The following is an 18981-nucleotide window of genomic DNA, read 5'->3' as shown; positions in this document are numbered from 1 at the left end:
TATGATCAACACATTATATGGTCCAATCCCACAAGAGATCTTAACCAAAGCAAAAACATTAAAGCTACTCATTTGCGATATAGATGGCGTATTTTCTGATGGTCGAGTGTATATGGGTAACAATGGTGAAGAGCTAAAAGCTTTCCATACCCGTGATGGCTTTGGGGTTAAATCACTCCTCAATGCAGGTGTCGAAGTGGCGGTGATCACCGGACGGCAGTCAACGATTGTCACCAACCGCATGCAAGGTTTAGGTGTTAAACATATTTATCAAGGTCAAGACAACAAAGTTATCTCCTTTAATATGTTGCTCGAAAAATTAAACTTATCACCAGAGCAGGTCGGTTATATCGGCGATGACGTCATTGATTTACCGGTAATGAATCTCTGTGGACTCAGTGTTGCCGTTGCCGATGCCCACCCTCTGGTTAAAAAAGGGGCCGATTTTAGCACCTCAATCCGTGGTGGCTTTGGCGCAGTAAGAGAATTAGCAGATCTGATCTTATTAGCCAAGGGCGTTTTAGACCAAGCACAAGGCACCTCGGTATGAGTCGGCAAAATATGGGGATTGTTATCCTCTTTTTGTGTGCCCTGGGTATTTGGCGCTTTCTTTCGCCTGATGAACCGTCAACAACAACCGCCTCAACCGAATATCAGCCTGATTTCACCGCCGAGGTCCTACGCAGTGTCGAATTCAGTATTGAAGGGAAAATCATACGTCGCATTTTTGCCGATAGTATGGAGCATTATGGCGAGTTAGGCATGACAATGTTCACTAACCCCGTTATTATCCTTTATGATGACAATGCCCAAGCGACGTGGAAGATCCAAGCCAAAGAAGGTAACTTCAGCAGTGAGGATGTCGCCACCCTACGCAATGATGTGGTCATCAAGAATATGAAGAAAAATGATTATATTGATGTCATCACCACCAGTTATTTACAATTAGAACTGACCAAAAACTTGGTACGCAGCGATCAACTAATTACTATCACAGGAGCCTTGTTCAACCAAACCGGCATTGGCCTTGAAGGTGATTTAAAGCAAGAATACATGACTATCCTTAAGCAAGTTAAAGCGATATATACTAATGATGAAAAAATATAAAATTTTACTGTTAACATTATTGATGAGTAATTCAGCGCTCGCTTTAGAGTCTGACTTTGCAGAAAATGTTGTCGTAAACGCCAAACGTCAAGAAGTGTTTATTAAAGAGAACCGCGTTATTTTTTATGATAATGTGGTGGTGACTCAAGGCACAATATTAATTCATGCTGATAAGCTAACGGTATTAAGTCCTGGTGGCAAAGGTACTGAAGTGATGATAGCGACAGGTAACGTAGCCACTTTTTATCAAGAGCTTGATGACGGCAAAAAAATCAATGCTGAATCGAATGAGATCCGTTATGAACTCGGCAAAAAACGTTTAACATTAACAAAAAATGCCCGCTTACGTCAGGCTGATAGTGAAGTCAAAGGTAACAAGATCATCTACCAAATTGATAAGCAAGAAATGATAGCCGAAAGCGGTAATAATGAATCAGATCGCGTGATCACTATTTTCACCCCTGAAGACAACAAAACTAAGTAGAGTAAATAAATTCATATGGCGCGTTTAAAAGTATCACACTTAGCAAAAAGTTATAATAAACGTAAAGTTGTTTCTGATGTGAGTCTCGAAGTTGAATCAGGCCAAATTGTTGGTTTACTTGGGCCCAATGGCGCAGGTAAAACCACCACCTTTTACATGGTGGTTGGCTTAGTTAAGCGAGATCATGGACAAATCTTCATTGATGACCAAGAATTAACCCATGAGCCAATGCATATTCGTGCACAACAAGGTATTGGTTATTTACCTCAAGAAGCCTCAATTTTTCGTCGCTTATCGGTAACTAAAAATATCATGGCAATTTTAGAGTTGCGCCCAGAGTTAAGCCGTTTTCAACGAGAAGAGAAATTAGAAGAATTACTCGAAGAGTTTCATATTACCCATATCCGCGATAGTTTAGGGATGAGCTTATCTGGTGGTGAACGCCGCCGAGTTGAAATTGCCCGCGCACTGGCAGCTGATCCTAAATTTATTTTATTAGATGAACCCTTTGCTGGTGTTGATCCTATCTCGGTTGGCGATATTAAAAAAATTATTCAACATCTGCGAGATCGTGGTTTAGGGGTATTAATTACCGACCATAACGTACGTGAAACACTGGATGTATGTGAATACTCTTATATTGTAAGTCATGGGCACTTAATTGCGTCTGGCACTTCAGAAGAGATTTTATCCAACGCACAAGTGAAAGAAGTATACCTTGGAGATCAATTCCGACTATAGTTTGATATTGATACATAGCCGCATTAAGGAAGAGAGAGTAGTCGTTAGATGAAGCCATCATTACAACTTCGTATGAGTCAATCTCTGGCAATGACGCCACAGTTACAACAAGCTATTCGATTATTACAATTATCGACCTTGGAGTTACAGCAAGAGATCCAAGAAGCGTTAGACAGTAATCCGCTACTGGAACAAGAAGATCCCAACACCACGCTGTCAAATGATGCAGAAAGTAGTGACGCACACAACGCGGATAACGCGGATAATAATGACTCCATTACCGATAGCAGCCAAATCGAAGTCGGTGATGCCCTCGCCAGTGATTCCATCCCTGATGAACTGCCTACTGACAGCAATTGGGATGACGTCTATACCCCACAAATACAAAATCACAGCGGCGGCAGTGCCGGTATTGATGGACTTGATCAGGTTTACCAAGGTGAAACCAGCGAAGGTTTACACGAACATCTTATGTGGCAAATGGAATTAACCCCATTTACTGATATCGATCGCGCCATTGCAGTCGCTATTATTGACGGCATTGATGATCATGGTTATCTCAATCAAAGCTGCGAAGAGATCCTGCACAGCGTGGTTCTCGGCCACCAAGAACACGATGATAATAACGAAGATCAACTTGAATTAGATGAAGTCGAAGCGGTATTAAAACGTATTCAACATTTTGATCCTATCGGTGTAGCAGCGCGCTCACTACAAGAATGTTTACTGATCCAACTTCGACATTTACCTAAAAATACCCCTTGGTTATCAGAATGCCAACAAATAATTCAATCCTATATGGATTTATTGGGCAATCGCGACTACCGTCAATTAAGTCGTAAAACAAAATTAAAAGAACCACAACTTAAAGAGATAATGCAATTAATTCAGAGCTTGGAACCAAGACCAGGTAATGTGATTGATCAGTCGGAAGGGCTGTATGTTATTCCCGATGTATTAGTAAAGAAAAAAAATAACCAGTGGATAGTCGACTTAAATCCTGACATTGTGCCAAGATTAAAAGTGAACACTGAATATTCTCATCTGTCGACCGGTAACCGTAATAGTAGCGATGGGCAGTTTATTCGCGCTCATGTGCAAGAAGCAAAATGGTTTATTAAAAGCCTAGAAAGCCGTAATGAGACATTATTAAAAGTAACAAAGAGTATTGTTCAACGCCAAGTAGATTTCTTTGAATATGGCGATGAAGCCATGAAACCTATGGTGCTGAATGATATTGCAGAAGAAGTAGAAATGCACGAGTCGACAATTTCGCGGGTAACAACGCAGAAATTTATGCATACACCACGTGGTATTTTTGAACTGAAGTTCTTCTTTTCAAGCCACGTCAGTACTGACAATGGCGGTGAATGCTCATCAACCGCTATTCGGGCATTAATTAAAAAATTGGTGGCGGCAGAAAATGCCATTAAGCCACTAAGTGATAGCAAGATTGCTGATTTACTTGCTGATCAAGGTATCAAGGTGGCTCGACGTACGATCGCAAAATACCGAGAGGCACTAAGCATACCACCATCTAATCAGCGCAAGAGTCTTTTATAGCACTCATCCTACCTTCATAAGGGAGACATATATGCAAATTAATTTAACCGGTAGACATGTAGAAATTACAGATTCACTGAAAGATTACATTGATAGCAAGTTTTCCAAATTAGAGCGGCATTTTGAGCACATTAACAATATTCATGTGATCTTAAATGTCGAAAAACTACTGCAAATTGCAGAAGCAAAAATACATTTAAATGGGGGTGAAATCTTTGCCGTACATGAACATAACGACATGTATGCTGCAATTGATGGCTTACTGGATAAGCTCGATCGCCAAGTGATTAAGCATAAAGAAAAATTAATTCGCCATTAACTTTAGTCCCACAACAAATAACCTAAAGGAAAAACCCTTTTCCTTTAGGTATTAATGTTCCTGACATAATTAAAACATATCATATCCAAATCAATTGCGGGATAATGAGCAAATATTTTATATCGTGATGAGTTTAAAATTAGCCAGCTAACTTTTACTCTGTCCACGATATATTCGCTGCGCAGATGTGAGGACAAAAAATGAAGTTAATAATAGTCAGCGGCCAGTCAGGATCCGGTAAATCAATTGCATTACGGGTGCTTGAAGATTTAGGCTACTATTGCGTAGACAACCTGCCAGTGACATTACTCCCACAACTACTGCAAACCTTAAATGCCAAAACTGAACAAGTAGCAGTCAGCATTGATGTACGTAATTTACCGAAAGAAAAGCAAGAATTAAACGATATTATTGCCGAGCTAAAAGCCAGTACTGAGCTAACCAGTTTATTTCTTGATACTAACCAATCTGTCCTTATTAAACGCTACAGTGAAACACGTCGCCTGCATCCATTAACAAAAGACGACTTGTCACTATCGCAAGCCATTGAAATAGAACAACAGCGCTTACGTCCTTTAGCCTTACTTGCGGATCTGAAAATCGATACCACTGAGCTTAATATTCATGAACTCAGTGAACAAATCAAAGAACGTATTTTAGGCAAGAAAAAAAACCAACTGGTCTTAGTCTTCCAATCATTTGGTTTTAAACATGGCTTACCAATGGATGCAGACTATGTATTCGACGTACGCTTTTTACCAAACCCACATTGGATCCCAGAATTAAAACCTTACACAGGTCTTGATGAACCAGTCATTAACTACCTCAGTCAGCAACCAGAAGTGATCAGCTTTGCGCTGCAAATTGAAAATCTATTAACGACCTGGTTACCGCTGCTGGAAAAAAATAATCGCAGCTATGTTACTGTTGCTATCGGTTGTACTGGCGGCCAACATCGCTCTGTATTCATTGCAGAGAAATTAGCGAAATACTTTAAACAGCAAGATTACGTGGTACAGACTCGTCACCAAACGTTAGAAAAAAACAAACATAAAATTAGCTAAGCATTCACTTAGCCATAGCATTAACAATCAATACAGTTCATTATTATAATTTATTGTTAATGCTGATTATAGATACCGATTAAGCTAGAATTGCACAGCATCAACAAGCAAGGTCTTGCAGCAGAATAATAAGAATGGGGACGACATATGCCAGAACAGATGGAGCATGAAAGTACACACCTACGTTTAAGTGAAATGAATGAAGCACTCGAGAGTGGTATGTTTGTTCACGTGAAGCGAATGCTCTACCAAACACCCCCTTGTGATATCGCCTTATTACTCGAATCATCACCACCAACAGGTCGTAAAGTCTTGTGGCGATTAACCGACTCTGAAATGCAAGGTGAGATCCTCGATGAACTCAATGAAGATGCTAAAACCAGTATCCTCAAACTCATGGATACCGAATCCTTAGTCGCGGCGACAGAAGGCTTGGATACTGATGATTTAGCCAATGTGCTGCGTAGCCTGCCAGACAGTATCTACCAAGAAGTTATTACCCAAATGGATACCCAAGATCGACATCGTTTAGAAACCGCGATGGCGTATCCAGAAGACACGGCTGGCAGTATCATGAATACCGATACCATCACCTTACGTCCAGACGTAACCGTCGATGTGATCTTACGTTACATACGCTTACGCGGTGAATTACCCGAAGCCACTGATACCTTATATGTGGTGGATAAAGATGATCGTTTGATCGGTGATGTGCCTTTATCTATGCTGTTAACCACAGATCCAAACAGTGTCATCAACACCATTATGGATCGCCAGGCAGAAACATTATCGGCCAATATGGATACCTCGGAAGTAGCTAAACTGTTCGAACGCCATGACTGGATCTCAGCGCCAGTAACGGATGAAACAGGTAAACTACTTGGTCGTATCACGATTGATGACGTGGTTGATATTATCCGCGAAAATGCCGAGCATGACATGATGGGTCTGGCTGGTATGGATGATGATGAAGATACCTTCGCCCCCGTGCTACAAAGTACCAAACGCCGCACACTTTGGTTGGGGGTTAATTTAATTGCCGCACTAACTGCCGCCTCCGTCTCTAACATGTTTGAAGCGACTTTAGAACAACTCGCGACGCTGGCCATTTTAATGACCATTGTACCGAGCATGGGAGGTATTGCTGGTAATCAAACCCTCGCACTGGTTATTCGTGGTATGGCGGTCGGTCATATTAGTGACGACAATAGCCGTTGGTTAATCGGTAAAGAAGCCATGGTGGGCGTGCTTAATGGCGCTATCTGGGCAATATCCATCGCAATCATCGTCTCATTATGGAAGGGCGATCCATCGCTAGGCCTGATCATTGGTGGGGCAATGTTTATTAATATGTCGATGGGCGGATTGGCCGGCGTGGTCATTCCATTGGTGATGAAAAAATACAATATCGATCCCGCACTCGCAGGTGGTATGGCGCTTACCACCGTGACCGATGTGGTTGGTCTATTTTCCTTCTTAGGCATGGCAACACTGGTCTACGGTTAATCTTTTCAACCAAGCTAGCGAGCAGAACGTAAAATTAAAAGTAAAGCAAAGTTAATAGCCCATAACGTAAAAAGCCTGCGTCATCATGACGCAGGCTTTTTCACTTAACTTAAATCGAGGGGATATTAGTTACCCGCAATCTGCATTGACTCTAATAGTGTCGAGCCCATTAGAATACTGCTGCGTATATCGATATCGTTACCGACAGCAACGAGGTTTTTGAACATGTCCGTTAAGTTACCTGCAATGGTAATTTCATGCACCGGATACTGCAACTCACCATTTTCGACCCAGAAGCCTGACGCGCCACGGCTGTAATCACCGGTCACAATATTAACGCCCTGTCCCATTAGTTCAGTCACTAACAAGCCGGTGCCCATTTGGCGACACAGTTGGTCTAATGTTTCGCCTTTACCGGTGACATTCCAGTTATGAATACCACCAGCATGACCGGTTGTTTGCATCCCTAATTTACGACCACTGTAACTGGTTAATAGGTAGCTCTTTAAAATACCTTGTTCTACCACATTTAAATCTTTAGTACGCACACCTTCAGCGTCATACATTGACGACGCTAATCCACCTTTAATGTGCGGACGTTCTTGAATGTTTAACCACTCAGGGAAAATCTGTTCACCCAGCTTATCGAGCAAGAATGATGATTTACGGTATAAACTACCACCACTGATGCCCATCACCAGTTGACCCATTAAGCTACTGGCAACATCGTGATGAAAAATTACCGGGACATTACAAGTATCAATCTTACGTGCGCCTAAACGGTCTACAGTACGATTAACCGCTTCGGTAGCAATCTGCTCTGGTGTCCACAATTTACTTGCGTCACGCGCCATTGAGTAGCCGTAATCACGCTCCATTGCGCCATCTTGTTCTGCAATCAATACCGAACTCATGCTGTGACGGGTACTTGCATAACCATTTACTAAACCATGGCTGTTGCCGTAAACTTTAATGCTGCTGTGACTGGTAAAAGAACCTTCACTATTGACGATACGTGAGTCTTTCGCTAACGCTAAACGCTCGGTCAAGCAAGCTTGCTCAATGGCATACTCAGGTTCGATCTTAATCGGATGGCATAAATCTAAATCTTCCGGTGCAAACGCCATCAGCTCAAAGTCAGCTAAACCAGCAAATTCATCTTCAGCAGTATGTAAGGCGATATCTAACGCGGCGGCGACTGCGCTTTGAATTGCCGCTTCACTTAAATCAGAGGTTGATGCATTACCTTTACGTTGACCGCGGTATACACAGATACCTAACGCGCCATCATGGTTGAATTCAACATTTTCAACTTCACCCATGCGTGTACTAACAGACAAACCCGTTTGTCGCGAAATAGCTACTTCGGCATCACTCGCGCCCGCCTTTTTGGCAAAATCGAGTGCTTGAGTAACGGCTAATTCCAATTTATTTTGTTCTAAAGTAATTTGCTGTTTTAAGTTCATGGGCTCGTTTCAATAAGTTATACTAGATTAAGCATACCATGTTGCGATAAAAATTCCTGCAGCAACTGCGCAATTAGCAATAAACTGATACAATTAACATATCAATCGTTTTGAAAAAGAATATTATGAGCGTAAAAGAACGGAATATTACCAGCGAAAAGTCTTACCGACGTGCTGAAGACGACGAGCTATATCAAAGTCGTGCAAAAAATAAAATTGAAATTGCCGAGACACTGAAACTCGCTGGCGCGATCTCTTTACTCAGTAAAGCAGAAGTTGCCAAAATGGGTTTTTCTGAACACTTACTCGCAGCAATTGTGACAGCAAGAAAAATTGCATTACGTACAGATGCTTACAGTAGACATCTATCGCACATGAGCAAGATCATGCGTAGCGATGGTCTCGAACCGATCCAAATGGCATACGATAAGATCACCAATAAACACAACCAAGCAACTATTGAGTTAAAAAAATTAGAGATGGTTCGTGATGAATTGGTTGCCGGTGGTGATGCTGCGATCACTGCATTATTAGAAACATATCCAAATGCTGATCGTCAGAAACTACGTCAATGGATCCGCCAAGTGAATAAAGAACTTAAAGCAGAAAAGCCGCTTAAAGCTGCAAAACCAAGCAAAGAGATCTTTAAACACCTCCGCGAGATTGCCGGTATATAATATTAATCTGCCATCTCAGCATAATTAATGTTTAACCAGTATCAACAATAAAGCCCTAACAAGTCATTTATATACTTGCTAGGGCTTTATTTTTATCCACTAAATGTCAAAATAACAAATTAGCGACCAGTGCCACCCACCGTCATGCTATCTAGTTTCAATGTCGGTTGACCAACACCTACCGGGATACTCTGACCTTCTTTGCCACAAATACCCACACCTTTATCTAATTCTAGATCGTTACCGACCATTGAGATGTGCTGCATGGCTTCATGACCATTACCGATCAAGGTTGCCCCTTTAATTGGCGTGGTGATTTTACCATTCTCAATTAAATACGCTTCAGATGCGGAAAATACAAATTTACCCGACGTAATATCAACTTGGCCACCACCAAAGTTAGGCGCGTAAATACCCTTCTTAACCGTGCTAATGATTTCTTCTGGTGAATGCTCGCCAGCTAACATGTAAGTATTGGTCATACGTGGCATCGGTAAATGCGCGAATGATTCACGACGACCGTTACCCGTAGACTCCACACCCATTAAACGCGCGTTAAGCTTGTCTTGCATGTAACCTTTCAAAATACCCTTCTCAATCAACATGGTATTTTGTGTTACCGTACCTTCATCATCAATATTCAATGAACCACGGCGGTTGGCTAAGGTGCCATTATCCACAATCGTACACAATGGCGATGCCACTTTTTCGCCAATTTTACCAGCGTAAGAAGATGTGCCTTTACGGTTAAAGTCACCCTCGAGACCATGCCCCACCGCTTCATGTAATAATACCCCAGGCCAACCAGCACCCAGTACGACTTCCATGGCTCCAGCTGGTGCATCAATAGCATCAATATTAACTAACGCTTGACGCACTGCATCTTTAGCATAGCTAAAAGCACGCTGTGTACCATCAACGTCATCTAAGAAGTAGTCAAAACCATAACGACCACCGCCGCCAGCACCGCCTCGTTCACGTTTACCATTCTTTTCAATTAACACCGAACAGTTCATGCGTACTAATGGACGTACATCTGTCGCCAGTGTGCCATCTGTTGCAGCAACCAATATCTCTTCGTATACCGCCGATAAGCTCACGCTCACTTGCGTTACGTGCGTGTCTAATGAACGCGCGTACACATCAACTTCATGTAATAAGTCAATTTTACGCTGTCGTTCCATGCTAGTTAATGGATCGAGTGGCTGATAGATTTCACTACCTTGTGGTTTGCTCCACGCTTTAACTTTGCCTTGACCACCACTTGCCGCAATACCACGTGCCGCTTTGGCAGACTGCGTTAAGGCGTTTAAACTGATCTCATCAGAATAAGCAAAACCGGTTTTTTCGCCCGATACTGCACGTACGCCAACACCTTTCTCGATGTTAAACGAACCTTCTTTGACGATACCGTCTTCTAATCCCCAAGACTCATGTTTGCAAGCTTGGAAATAAAGATCACCATAATCAAGTTGATTACCCATCAATAATGATAATGTATTCTGCAGCTTATCTAAGTTTAGATCCGCAGGCAGTAAAATTGAATTTTCGACTTGTTCAAATCTCATCTGAGTTGTTACTCTTTATTTTTCAAGCTCGCCGTAAAGCGCGCGTGTTGTAAAATCGGTATATCAGTACGTATTTGTACTAACTTATGTTTGTCTAATCGTGCACAGCTAATGCCGCATGCCGACGTTTGCTGAGCCAGAATGTCGCCCCAAGGGTCTAAGATAACAGAGTGGCCCCAAGTATGACGGTTATGGCCGTGATCACCCACCTGATTCGCCGCTAACACATAGCATTGATTTTCTATTGCTCGGGCTTGTAACAAAGGTAACCAGTGCGCTTTACCTGTCGCATAAGTAAATGCGGCCGGTAATAATAAAACATCGACGTTCGCCACACTGAGTACCCGAAATAATTCAGGAAACCGTAAGTCATAACAGATCGCCATACCAAATTTAATATCACCGACAGTAAAGGTCGCAACCCGATCACCAGCAATAAAGCTATCTGACTCTTTGTATACTTGTGTCGTTGATCCAGTGGTAACTTGGCTATCACTCGTGGCGACGGATACGGTTGGTACATGCGCATCAAATAAGTGGATCTTATTGTAATGTTGCACCAATTCCCCATTGGGGTCAAATGCTAAACTGGTGGTATAAATACGATCATCAATATTACTAAGAATAGGAAAAGAACCCGCAACCAGCCAACATTGATACTGCTTAGCCCAAGTGGCAAGTTGCTGTTGTACCGGCCCTTCACCTAATGGCTCGGCATGGGTTAAATAATCATCACGATGGGAAAATAAGGCAAAGTTTTCCGGTAATAATATCAAGGTCGGGGCAACCTGAGTATTAATCAATGCCAATTGCGAAGCCACATACGCTAAGTTTGCTTCAATATCAGCACCCGAGGTCATCTGTATCGCCACTAATTGCATTATTTATTCCTCGTTCTTTTCGGCCCAGCAGCATTAATCAGTTTATCAGGCACAGTAATCGCTTTTTGATTACGTTTGACTTCGGTAAATACCGGATTTTCAAGATCGCCGCTGACGTTAAATTTAAGTTCAGTGATCACCTCTACCACGGGTTCGAGTAATTTCGACAGTGCAAAAACAGCCAATGCTGTGGTCGGCGTTACCGCAAACGCAGTCAATAGCGGTAAACTCGATGTCACATCTGGGAAGAAACTTAAATTATAATTGATGGTATCCGTCACTAAATCAATATAGCCGTTACCAGTAATTTTACCGCTACTGGAATTAAGTAAAAAATCTTTATTATTAATCGCACCATCGGCAATCTGTAGCGAGGCCTGCATTGATGAATACGGAAAGCCGTCATTAAACACATCACTAAAGTCTAAACTTAATCGCTTCACCAATGACTGTAAACTCAGCACACTTAAGAAGCGGGTGCCTTTGTCACTGACATTCGTGATCCGCCCTGCTTGAGTTGTTATCGTCGCGTTACCCTTCAGTGATTCAACATCAACATCGAAGGGCTGGTCTTGCCAAGCTAAACGAAAATCAACCTCTGCAGGCGTCTTTGCTAACGGACTAATTAGCCCTAAACCCGTCATAAATTCTTCGATACTCTTGGTTTTTAATTCACCTCGCAATTGCGTCGCTTGCTTACCTTGCGCATCAGTAAACCAGCGCCCGGTCATCGCCACCGTTGAGTGTTCCATATCAATATCAAGTGCTTTAAGTGTCAATCCAGACGCGCTCTTAGTCACTTCTACAGATGTACGACCTAAATTAATTTCACCCAGAATACAGGCACCACAATTGAAGTTGAAACCGGGGACATCTTGCCAGACCAGTGTTGTTGCTTTGGCTTCTTGCGCGGCATCATCAATGACATCTGACGGCAACACCAGATCAGGTAAATAGAGATAATCAAAATCGATATTGATATTACCGATATCCGGAATAACAACCGAACCATTAAACTCACTCGCTTTAAGCTCAATACCCCAGTTACGATAGCCTTTGGTCGCCGTTATCGTTAAATCATCCAAGGGCTGTTGATAGTAAATCGTATTTGCTACCGCGATTTTAATTGAGGATAAGGGCTCTACCGCGCTACTCACATCAAATTCACTATCAGGTAAACCGCCATACCATAATTGCCACTCGGCGATATCAATATTATCAACATTAACCACGATAGCATTAGCGGTATCGCTGATCAGCAGTTTGTCAGCATTACCAATTTGTACTAACGATTGAATCAAGGCTACATTATCATCGGCGTAATTAACTTGCCCAGAGAAATACAAGATATCACTGCTGTTTAACTGGATATGAGCTTGTTTATCATTACCAACCACAGAGATATCGGTTGGCCAATCCTGACTCGCCAATTTTTCCAACGGCATCGGTAAGTCGAGTTCGAACTGAGTTAAATCACTTTGCACATCAAATTCATAATTAAAGCCTTGCTCAGGAAAGCGCATATTTAATGTGCCTTTCCAGTTCACATCACCAGACACGTATTGCTGGTATGTAGGCATTAACTGTGCCATCACCTTGTCACTAGACCAACGCCCAGCCAGTTCAACATTCACTTGATAATCATTATTGTTCTGCACGGTACTAAAATTAATATCAAGCGGCTCACCGAGCAATTTAGCTGTGAACCGGCTGGATAACAGGCCATCATCAGCAAATTTGAAGCGACCATTAACATTCGTCAAGGTTAATGCTAATGCGGGTAAGTAAATACTGTCATCGACCAAGTCTATTTCACCTTTGACCGTGACTTGGTCATCGTCGGTGAATGGAATAACCAGATCGAGTGTGCCGGTTATATCACCGCTAACTTGCAGGCTGTTCAATGCAGCCGTCACTTCTGGTAACGGACTTAAATCAATAAGCGCTTTGGCTTGCTTGCCGGTCGTTTTAAACTGCGCCTGAATACCCAGCGCTTTGACGTCACTTAAGTTTGGTAACTGTAAATCTACTCGCGATAAGGCAAGCGGCCCCAGGTTACCGTTGCGGGATGACATAAATAGATCATCATTATGAAATAATAATGCTAACTGTAATTCGGTTAAGCTTGGCCATTGTGGATCAAATTTAAACTCAGCATCAACGACATTTAAGCGCGTCTGAAATATGCCATCACCTTGAGAATAAGGATAATTGGCAAACTCACCAAACCATAATAATTGACCATTATCCGCATGCCCTTGTTTTAAAGCATCACGCAGGTAATCAATGAGTGTTTCCCCCATATACGCCGTTGGGTAGTAGTAATAGGCTTTACTGGCATCACGTAATGTTAAATCGCCAGCAAGGCTGAGAAACGGCGCAGCATTGGTCGGAATATCTAATAAAAATTGACTATCGAGGACCAGTTCAGGGGTATCAACAAATACCTTATCGGCGATAATTTCAACCCCAGAACGGCTAAATGTACCGGCTAAATCAGTATTGCCATAGCGCTGCCAAGTCAGCTCAGTGGAAAACTGATTAACCCGAATATTTTGGTCTAAGTATTGTGTTAGATCTAATACCGCATCCTGCATAGCAATGCTGATCTTACCGCTATTTAAGTTACCCGTCACCGCAATATCAACATTGTCGATACCCGGGAAACCCTGCCAACTTTGTAACTGCAGATCTTCCACTTGTAACTGATAACGCAACTGAGTCCAATCTTGCATTGGGATCTTAATTTTAATGTCACGCACTAGACCATGTGGATATAGGGTTTTAAGATCATTAAACAAAGCTTCATCAACATGACGAGACAAGGCCACAATCGGCGCCAACTTAGACAACTCAACTTGATTAACAAAAGCAAACAGTTCATTGCCTTGCTGCCTGACTTGCAAATCAAGCGGTGGCCAGACAATACCATTAGTCACTAGCGCTAAATCACGGCTATCCAATTGCCAACCAGCATCCGTTAACTGCCATTCCAGCTCTCCCCCCCATATATTCAGGTTTTGTTGGAGGTTAGCACTTGTCCAAGTAAATGCTGACGGTTGTAACTTTAATAATGCCGATGTCGGTTTATTGCTAACAATATCAATCCAACTTTCAAAACTTAATGCACCTTGTTTTAAGCCTTCTCGTTTAAACAATACCTTTTCAAACCAACTGGATAAACTCATGTTTTCGGCTTGCACATAAATCTGACCACTGACATTGGTTAAATCATGTTTGGCACTGGTAACATCAACCATGATGCGTAAATTGTTATCATCAATATCATCATTAATGTATGCCCAACCTTCGCCTCGATGACGATTGCCTTGATTTAACCAAGCAAACTCTGGAATATGAATGATCTTTTCTTCACCCGCAGGGGTTAATATCCGTAGATTACTATTGGTTAATTCGAAATGCGTAAGTTGACGGAAAAATACATCAAGAAGACGAGTTAATTCGGGAGAGGCAAGTTTAGGGTCTTTTTCGTCAGCATCCTGAAACGGAGAAAGGGGTAATTTTATCTGCACGCCATCTAAGATCAGATTATCGACCAGCAGTTTTCGTTCTAATATACTGTTCCAAAAATCAATACTGATCTTGATACGTTCAACGTCAAAGTCATACGGTAATGACTCATCAAACTTAACGTCTAAGGTATTAATAATTAATACCGGGCCGAATTTATACCAGCCCGCATCAATACTTTGTACTTCAATACTCACCGATTGATCCGCCACCAGCCAATCAATCACCCGATCATGATATTGATTCAGGTAGGGTAAACTCGCCCGTAGCAGACTAATCGAAACCGCAGAAAAAACAGCTAAACAGGCAAAAGTATAAAGGCATATTTTACCACATCGTCTTAGCCAATTTCGTTTCCCTGCCACGTTACATCATCACCACATCAAACTGCTCTTGTAAGTACAGAGGTTCAGGTTTGATCTTCACCTGCTTACCCATGAATAATTCTAATTCCGCAATACTGTGAGATTCTTCTTTTTCAATATACTCAGCAACGGCGACAGACGCATAGACGTTAAACTGGTCCGCATCGTAAGCACGATTAACACGGGTTACTTCACGGAAGATCTCATAACATACGGTTTCCACTGTTTTCACCGAGCCGCGACCGTCACACGTGGGACAATCAGAACATAACACATGTTCTAATGATTCACGGGTACGCTTACGGGTCATTTCGACTAGCCCTAACGCCGAGAAGTCATGAGTATTAGTTTTAGCGCGATCATGGCTTAATGCCGCCTCTAAACATTCCATCACCCGACGGCGATGCTCAGAACTTTGCATGTCAATAAAATCGATGATGATAATACCACCCAGATTACGTAATCTCAGCTGTCGTGCAATCGCTTGGGTTGATTCCACATTGGTATTAAAAATAGTATCTTCAAGATTACGATGGCCAACAAAAGCACCGGTATTAATATCAATCGTGGTCATAGCTTCAGTCTGGTCAATAATTAAATAACCACCTGACTTTAACGTTACTTTTCGCTCTAAAGCACGCTGAGATTCATTTTCAACATCGTACATTTCAAAGATCGGACGCTCACCGGTATAGAGTTCTAACGCGCTGACTAATTCAGGCACATAGGATTCGGTGAATTCACATAACTCAGTATAAGCAAGACGAGAATCGACCCTGATCTTATCCAGTGGTGAACCCACAAAATCACGAATAATGCGGAATGCTAATGACGGATCTTGATACAACATACTCGCACTTGGATTACTTCGTTGACGCTGTAGTACTTTGGTCCATAAACGTTTTAAGTAAGCGATATCTTGTTCGATTTCTTTATCACGCACCCCATCCGCGGCCGTGCGAATAATATAACCACCAAGCTCATCGACCTGAGCTTCGGTGATAGCTTTTAAGCGACTACGCTCTTCTTCACAATCAATACGTTGTGAGACCCCCACGTGAGAGCTGCCCGGCATAAACACTAAATAGCGCGAAGGCAGGGTAATATCTGTGGTGAGACGTGCACCTTTGGTACCCATCGGATCTTTCACCACTTGTACGGTGATATCCTGGCCTTGACGCACCAGCTGAGAAATATCAGCAACTTTAAAATGTTTTTTTTCACCCGCAGCAACACATTCGGTATGCGGGACAATATCCGATGCATGTAAGAATGCCGCCTTATCAAGACCAATATCAATAAATGCAGCTTGCATGCCCGGTAATACCCGACTTACTTTACCTTTATAGATATTACCCACGATGCCACGTTTCGCTTCTCGCTCTACATGTATTTCTTGTAATATGCCATTTTCAATCAAGGCAACACGTGTTTCGCTCGGGGTGACATTTACTAATAACTCTGTCGTTTGACCCATATTATTTAGCCCTTCATTACTTATTCTGTTCTGCCTTAAAGGCTTGAATTAATTGCTCGGTTTGCATTAATGGTAAGCCGACAACAGCGCTATAACTACCGCTCAGATGACTGACGAATTTACCTGCAAGACCTTGAATTGCATAACTACCGGCTTTATCGCTGGGTTCACCAGTACGCCAGTAATCCTGCATTTCAGAGCGTGATATTTCTCTAAACTGTACTTGAGTGGTGACGAGTTCAACCCAGCAACGCGTGCTATCGGCCAGCGCAACCGCGGTCATCACTTCATGTTCATGACCTGATAATAAACTTAACATCCGAATCGAATCTGCTTCATCAACCGGTTTTTCTAATACTTGTCCGGCATAGACAACGATGGTGTCAGCACCTAACACCACGTATTCAGCGGCGGTATTCATATTAACCTGTGTTGCGTGTGCATTGATTAGCGCAGCAACACCCGCTTGCGCTTTATCCCGAGCCAGGCGTGACACATAATCAGGTGCTAATTCACCCACTTGCTGTTGCTCTTCTACATCAACGGATAATACCGAGAATTCAACGCCAATTTGGGTTAATAACTCACGGCGACGTGGCGACTGCGACGCTAAATACATATTTATCTGTTTCATCTTATTATTTTCTACTCAATTAAGCTATCTTCAGGCCATTATCTAATCGCAAATTGACGACGGATTTTCCGTAAAATCAAGAATATCCATGGCCATATTAACATCGTGGTTAAGATTGACCATAAGTACATAGGTGTTATTGAGATGTCGAAAAGTAATTTTTCAGCCCAGAATATGATTAACTTATTCAGCATCGTTAAGAAGCCAACAATTAATGCTTGCTGCCATAATGATATGTTCCGGATCAGACGATGATTCATCACGATAATATAGATAACAATAGACAAGGCCAAGGAGTGGATCCCTAACGGTGCACCTAATAATATATCTAGCGTTAACCCCGTGATCCAGGCATAACCAATACTGACGCGATATGGCAGTGCCATACACCAATAACCCAATACCAATAACAGCCAATCAGGGCGGAAATGATTTAAAGGCTCGGGCACAGGAAGTGCCGTGAGTAATAACGCGACGATTAAGGTCAGGATTATTTTAAAACGACCGTTCGCAGATGTCATAATGCCTCCACCTTGTTACTCTGTTCAGCGTTGTTATTTGACGTATTATCTTCATCCCAGGTTAATAGGACGTAACGGATCCGCTCCAATTCGACAGCCGGTTTTGCTTCGACTTGCGCATAAGGTTGACCCGTCTGATAAGTAAAGTCCGTGATTGTCGCAACGGGATAACCTTCGGGAAACACGCCTCCGAGGCCAGAAGTCACTAACACATCACCCACTTTAATATCGGTACTGTGTGGCACATAGGGTAGATTTAGACTGTTTAACTCACCGCTGCCATTGGCAATCGCACGAATATCATTACGTTGTACTCGCACCGGAATACCATGACTAATATCAGCAATCAGTAATACTCGACTGTATGTGGCAGCCACATCGACAATTTGTCCCACCACACCTTGTTCGTTTAATATCGGTTGGCCAATATAAACGCCATCCGTAGCGCCTTTATTAATCACCACTTGCAGTGAAAACGGATCGGAATTAACAGTGATTATTTCAGCAACTAACTTACGCTGGTCAGAATGCACGGGTGAATTAAGTAACGCCCGTAGCCGTTTATTTTCTTGTTTTAGATGCTTAAATTCCAACAACTGGACTTGCTGAATGAATAGTTTGTCTTGTTGTTCTGTCACTTTTTTTCTTAAGTCTCGGCGGCTGACAACAGTATTTGATACACCTTTGAGCATTTCACTGGGGATATCTGCGGCATAAATTAACGGTGATACCGCGGTATTTAAATAAAGTCGCACATTCGAAAATGAATCAAATTTTGAATCAAAAACAATCAATGAGAAAGAGGCGATAACAGCCAGGAACAAGCGCAGTTGTAAAGATGTTGAAGTAGCAAAAATAGGTTTCATTAGATGGTATTCTCAAAGGATGGCGCGTCCGCCATCCTATAGGATTATTTAATCACGTGCTTAATCGTAATTAAACAGATCACCACCGTGCATATCAATCATTTCTAATGCTGTACCACCACCACGAGCCACACAGGTAAGTGGATCTTCAGCGATAACCACAGGATACCTGTTTCTTCAAGTAATAAGCGGTCAAGCCACGAATTAATGC

17 protein-coding genes and 1 pseudogene are annotated in these 18981 nt (G+C 42.3%); 9 read left to right on the top strand and 9 right to left on the bottom strand.

The genetic code is table 11. From position 1 onward, the window contains the following. Position 1 precedes the first annotated feature (1 nt). The 8 genes from kdsC (at position 2) to mgtE (ending at position 6784) form a co-directional block, all read left to right on the top strand. Positions 2-550, top strand: coding sequence for a 3-deoxy-manno-octulosonate-8-phosphatase KdsC (gene kdsC / locus PE36_RS15210; protein ID WP_006032922.1), 549 nt, complete (start codon positions 2-4; stop codon positions 548-550). Next, positions 547-1107 carry an LPS export ABC transporter periplasmic protein LptC gene (gene lptC / locus PE36_RS15205; protein ID WP_006032921.1) on the top strand — a complete coding sequence of 187 codons (561 nt, stop codon included), beginning with the start codon at positions 547-549 and terminating at the stop codon, positions 1105-1107. Before kdsC ends, lptC begins: the two co-directional genes overlap by 4 nt. Further along, positions 1091-1591, top strand: coding sequence for a lipopolysaccharide transport periplasmic protein LptA (lptA, locus tag PE36_RS15200; RefSeq protein WP_006032920.1), 501 nt, complete (start codon positions 1091-1093; stop codon positions 1589-1591). Before lptC ends, lptA begins: the two co-directional genes overlap by 17 nt. 15 nt (positions 1592-1606) lie before the next feature. Then, a complete protein-coding gene (lptB, locus tag PE36_RS15195) occupies positions 1607-2332 on the top strand; it encodes an LPS export ABC transporter ATP-binding protein (protein ID WP_006032919.1) in 726 nt (241 codons plus the stop codon). 48 nt (positions 2333-2380) lie between these two features. After that, positions 2381-3895, top strand: coding sequence for an RNA polymerase factor sigma-54 (locus PE36_RS15190; protein WP_006032918.1), 1515 nt, complete (start codon positions 2381-2383; stop codon positions 3893-3895). Between the two features lie 31 nt (positions 3896-3926). Next, positions 3927-4214, top strand: a complete 288-nt coding sequence (hpf, locus tag PE36_RS15185; RefSeq protein WP_006032917.1) for a ribosome hibernation promoting factor — start codon at positions 3927-3929, stop codon at positions 4212-4214. 200 nt (positions 4215-4414) lie between these two features. After that, positions 4415-5278, top strand: coding sequence for an RNase adapter RapZ (gene rapZ / locus PE36_RS15180; RefSeq protein ID WP_006032916.1), 864 nt, complete (start codon positions 4415-4417; stop codon positions 5276-5278). A 147-nt stretch (positions 5279-5425) separates the two neighbouring features. Continuing rightward, positions 5426-6784, top strand: a complete 1359-nt coding sequence (mgtE, locus tag PE36_RS15175) for a magnesium transporter (protein ID WP_006032915.1) — start codon at positions 5426-5428, stop codon at positions 6782-6784. A gap of 125 nt (positions 6785-6909) precedes the next feature. Here mgtE and pmbA read toward each other — a convergent pair whose 3' ends face one another. Beyond that, positions 6910-8250 carry a metalloprotease PmbA gene (gene pmbA, locus PE36_RS15170; RefSeq protein WP_006032914.1) on the bottom strand — a complete coding sequence of 447 codons (1341 nt, stop codon included), beginning with the start codon at positions 8248-8250 and terminating at the stop codon, positions 6910-6912. Positions 8251-8375: 125 nt separating this feature from the next. Between pmbA and yjgA the strand changes: the two genes are divergently transcribed. Further along, entirely contained in the window at positions 8376-8927 is a 552-nt protein-coding gene (gene yjgA, locus PE36_RS15165; protein WP_006032913.1) for a ribosome biogenesis factor YjgA, read from the top strand. A 119-nt stretch (positions 8928-9046) separates the two neighbouring features. On the opposite strand, the gene tldD is transcribed toward yjgA, so the two are convergent. The 8 genes and pseudogenes from tldD to PE36_RS24095 all read right to left on the bottom strand — a co-directional run. Continuing rightward, positions 9047-10495, bottom strand: a complete 1449-nt coding sequence (gene tldD / locus PE36_RS15160) for a metalloprotease TldD (RefSeq protein ID WP_006032912.1) — start codon at positions 10493-10495, stop codon at positions 9047-9049. Positions 10496-10503: 8 nt separating this feature from the next. Further along, the gene (locus PE36_RS15155; protein WP_006032911.1) at positions 10504-11376 is read right to left on the bottom strand and encodes a carbon-nitrogen hydrolase family protein; all 873 of its coding nucleotides are present in this window, start codon (positions 11374-11376) and stop codon (positions 10504-10506) included. Next, complete coding sequence (locus PE36_RS15150) at positions 11376-15272, bottom strand: YhdP family protein (protein ID WP_085983557.1); 3897 nt, start codon at positions 15270-15272, stop codon at positions 11376-11378. The genes PE36_RS15155 and PE36_RS15150 overlap by 1 nt, the downstream gene beginning before the upstream one ends. A gap of 1 nt (position 15273) precedes the next feature. Next, positions 15274-16749: a ribonuclease G gene (gene rng / locus PE36_RS15145; RefSeq protein WP_006032909.1), complete on the bottom strand. Its 1476-nt coding sequence runs from the start codon at positions 16747-16749 to the stop codon at positions 15274-15276. Between the two features lie 16 nt (positions 16750-16765). Continuing rightward, positions 16766-17383 carry a nucleoside triphosphate pyrophosphatase gene (locus PE36_RS15140; RefSeq protein WP_043994595.1) on the bottom strand — a complete coding sequence of 206 codons (618 nt, stop codon included), beginning with the start codon at positions 17381-17383 and terminating at the stop codon, positions 16766-16768. A 38-nt stretch (positions 17384-17421) separates the two neighbouring features. After that, a complete protein-coding gene (mreD, locus tag PE36_RS15135; RefSeq protein ID WP_006032907.1) occupies positions 17422-17904 on the bottom strand; it encodes a rod shape-determining protein MreD in 483 nt (160 codons plus the stop codon). Further along, positions 17901-18770 (bottom strand): rod shape-determining protein MreC, encoded by an 870-nt coding sequence (gene mreC, locus PE36_RS15130; RefSeq protein ID WP_006032906.1) that lies wholly within the window; start codon positions 18768-18770, stop codon positions 17901-17903. The genes mreD and mreC overlap by 4 nt, the downstream gene beginning before the upstream one ends. A 60-nt stretch (positions 18771-18830) precedes the next feature. Further along, a pseudogene (locus PE36_RS24095) lies at positions 18831-18981 on the bottom strand (rod shape-determining protein); the annotation flags it as partial.

This window comes from Moritella sp. PE36 (genome assembly GCF_000170855.1).
Classification (GTDB): domain Bacteria; phylum Pseudomonadota; class Gammaproteobacteria; order Enterobacterales; family Moritellaceae; genus Moritella.
The sequence above is the reverse complement of the archived record's forward strand: the minus strand, read 5'-3'. Positions and strand labels throughout refer to the sequence as shown.

Bases quoted from the DNA above. Each gene is read 5' to 3' on its own strand.
- kdsC (WP_006032922.1), top strand. From the start codon at position 2: ATGATCAACACATTATATGGTCCAATCCCACAAGAGATCTTAACCAAA.
- lptC (WP_006032921.1), top strand. From the start codon at position 547: ATGAGTCGGCAAAATATGGGGATTGTTATCCTCTTTTTGTGTGCCCTG.
- lptA (WP_006032920.1), top strand. From the start codon at position 1,091: ATGATGAAAAAATATAAAATTTTACTGTTAACATTATTGATGAGTAAT.
- lptB (WP_006032919.1), top strand. From the start codon at position 1,607: ATGGCGCGTTTAAAAGTATCACACTTAGCAAAAAGTTATAATAAACGT.
- PE36_RS15190 (WP_006032918.1), top strand. From the start codon at position 2,381: ATGAAGCCATCATTACAACTTCGTATGAGTCAATCTCTGGCAATGACG.
- hpf (WP_006032917.1), top strand. From the start codon at position 3,927: ATGCAAATTAATTTAACCGGTAGACATGTAGAAATTACAGATTCACTG.
- rapZ (WP_006032916.1), top strand. From the start codon at position 4,415: ATGAAGTTAATAATAGTCAGCGGCCAGTCAGGATCCGGTAAATCAATT.
- mgtE (WP_006032915.1), top strand. From the start codon at position 5,426: ATGCCAGAACAGATGGAGCATGAAAGTACACACCTACGTTTAAGTGAA.
- pmbA (WP_006032914.1), bottom strand. From the start codon at position 8,250: ATGAACTTAAAACAGCAAATTACTTTAGAACAAAATAAATTGGAATTA.
- yjgA (WP_006032913.1), top strand. From the start codon at position 8,376: ATGAGCGTAAAAGAACGGAATATTACCAGCGAAAAGTCTTACCGACGT.
- tldD (WP_006032912.1), bottom strand. From the start codon at position 10,495: ATGAGATTTGAACAAGTCGAAAATTCAATTTTACTGCCTGCGGATCTA.
- PE36_RS15155 (WP_006032911.1), bottom strand. From the start codon at position 11,376: ATGCAATTAGTGGCGATACAGATGACCTCGGGTGCTGATATTGAAGCA.
- rng (WP_006032909.1), bottom strand. From the start codon at position 16,749: ATGGGTCAAACGACAGAGTTATTAGTAAATGTCACCCCGAGCGAAACA.
- PE36_RS15140 (WP_043994595.1), bottom strand. From the start codon at position 17,383: ATGAAACAGATAAATATGTATTTAGCGTCGCAGTCGCCACGTCGCCGT.
- mreD (WP_006032907.1), bottom strand. From the start codon at position 17,904: ATGACATCTGCGAACGGTCGTTTTAAAATAATCCTGACCTTAATCGTC.
- mreC (WP_006032906.1), bottom strand. From the start codon at position 18,770: ATGAAACCTATTTTTGCTACTTCAACATCTTTACAACTGCGCTTGTTC.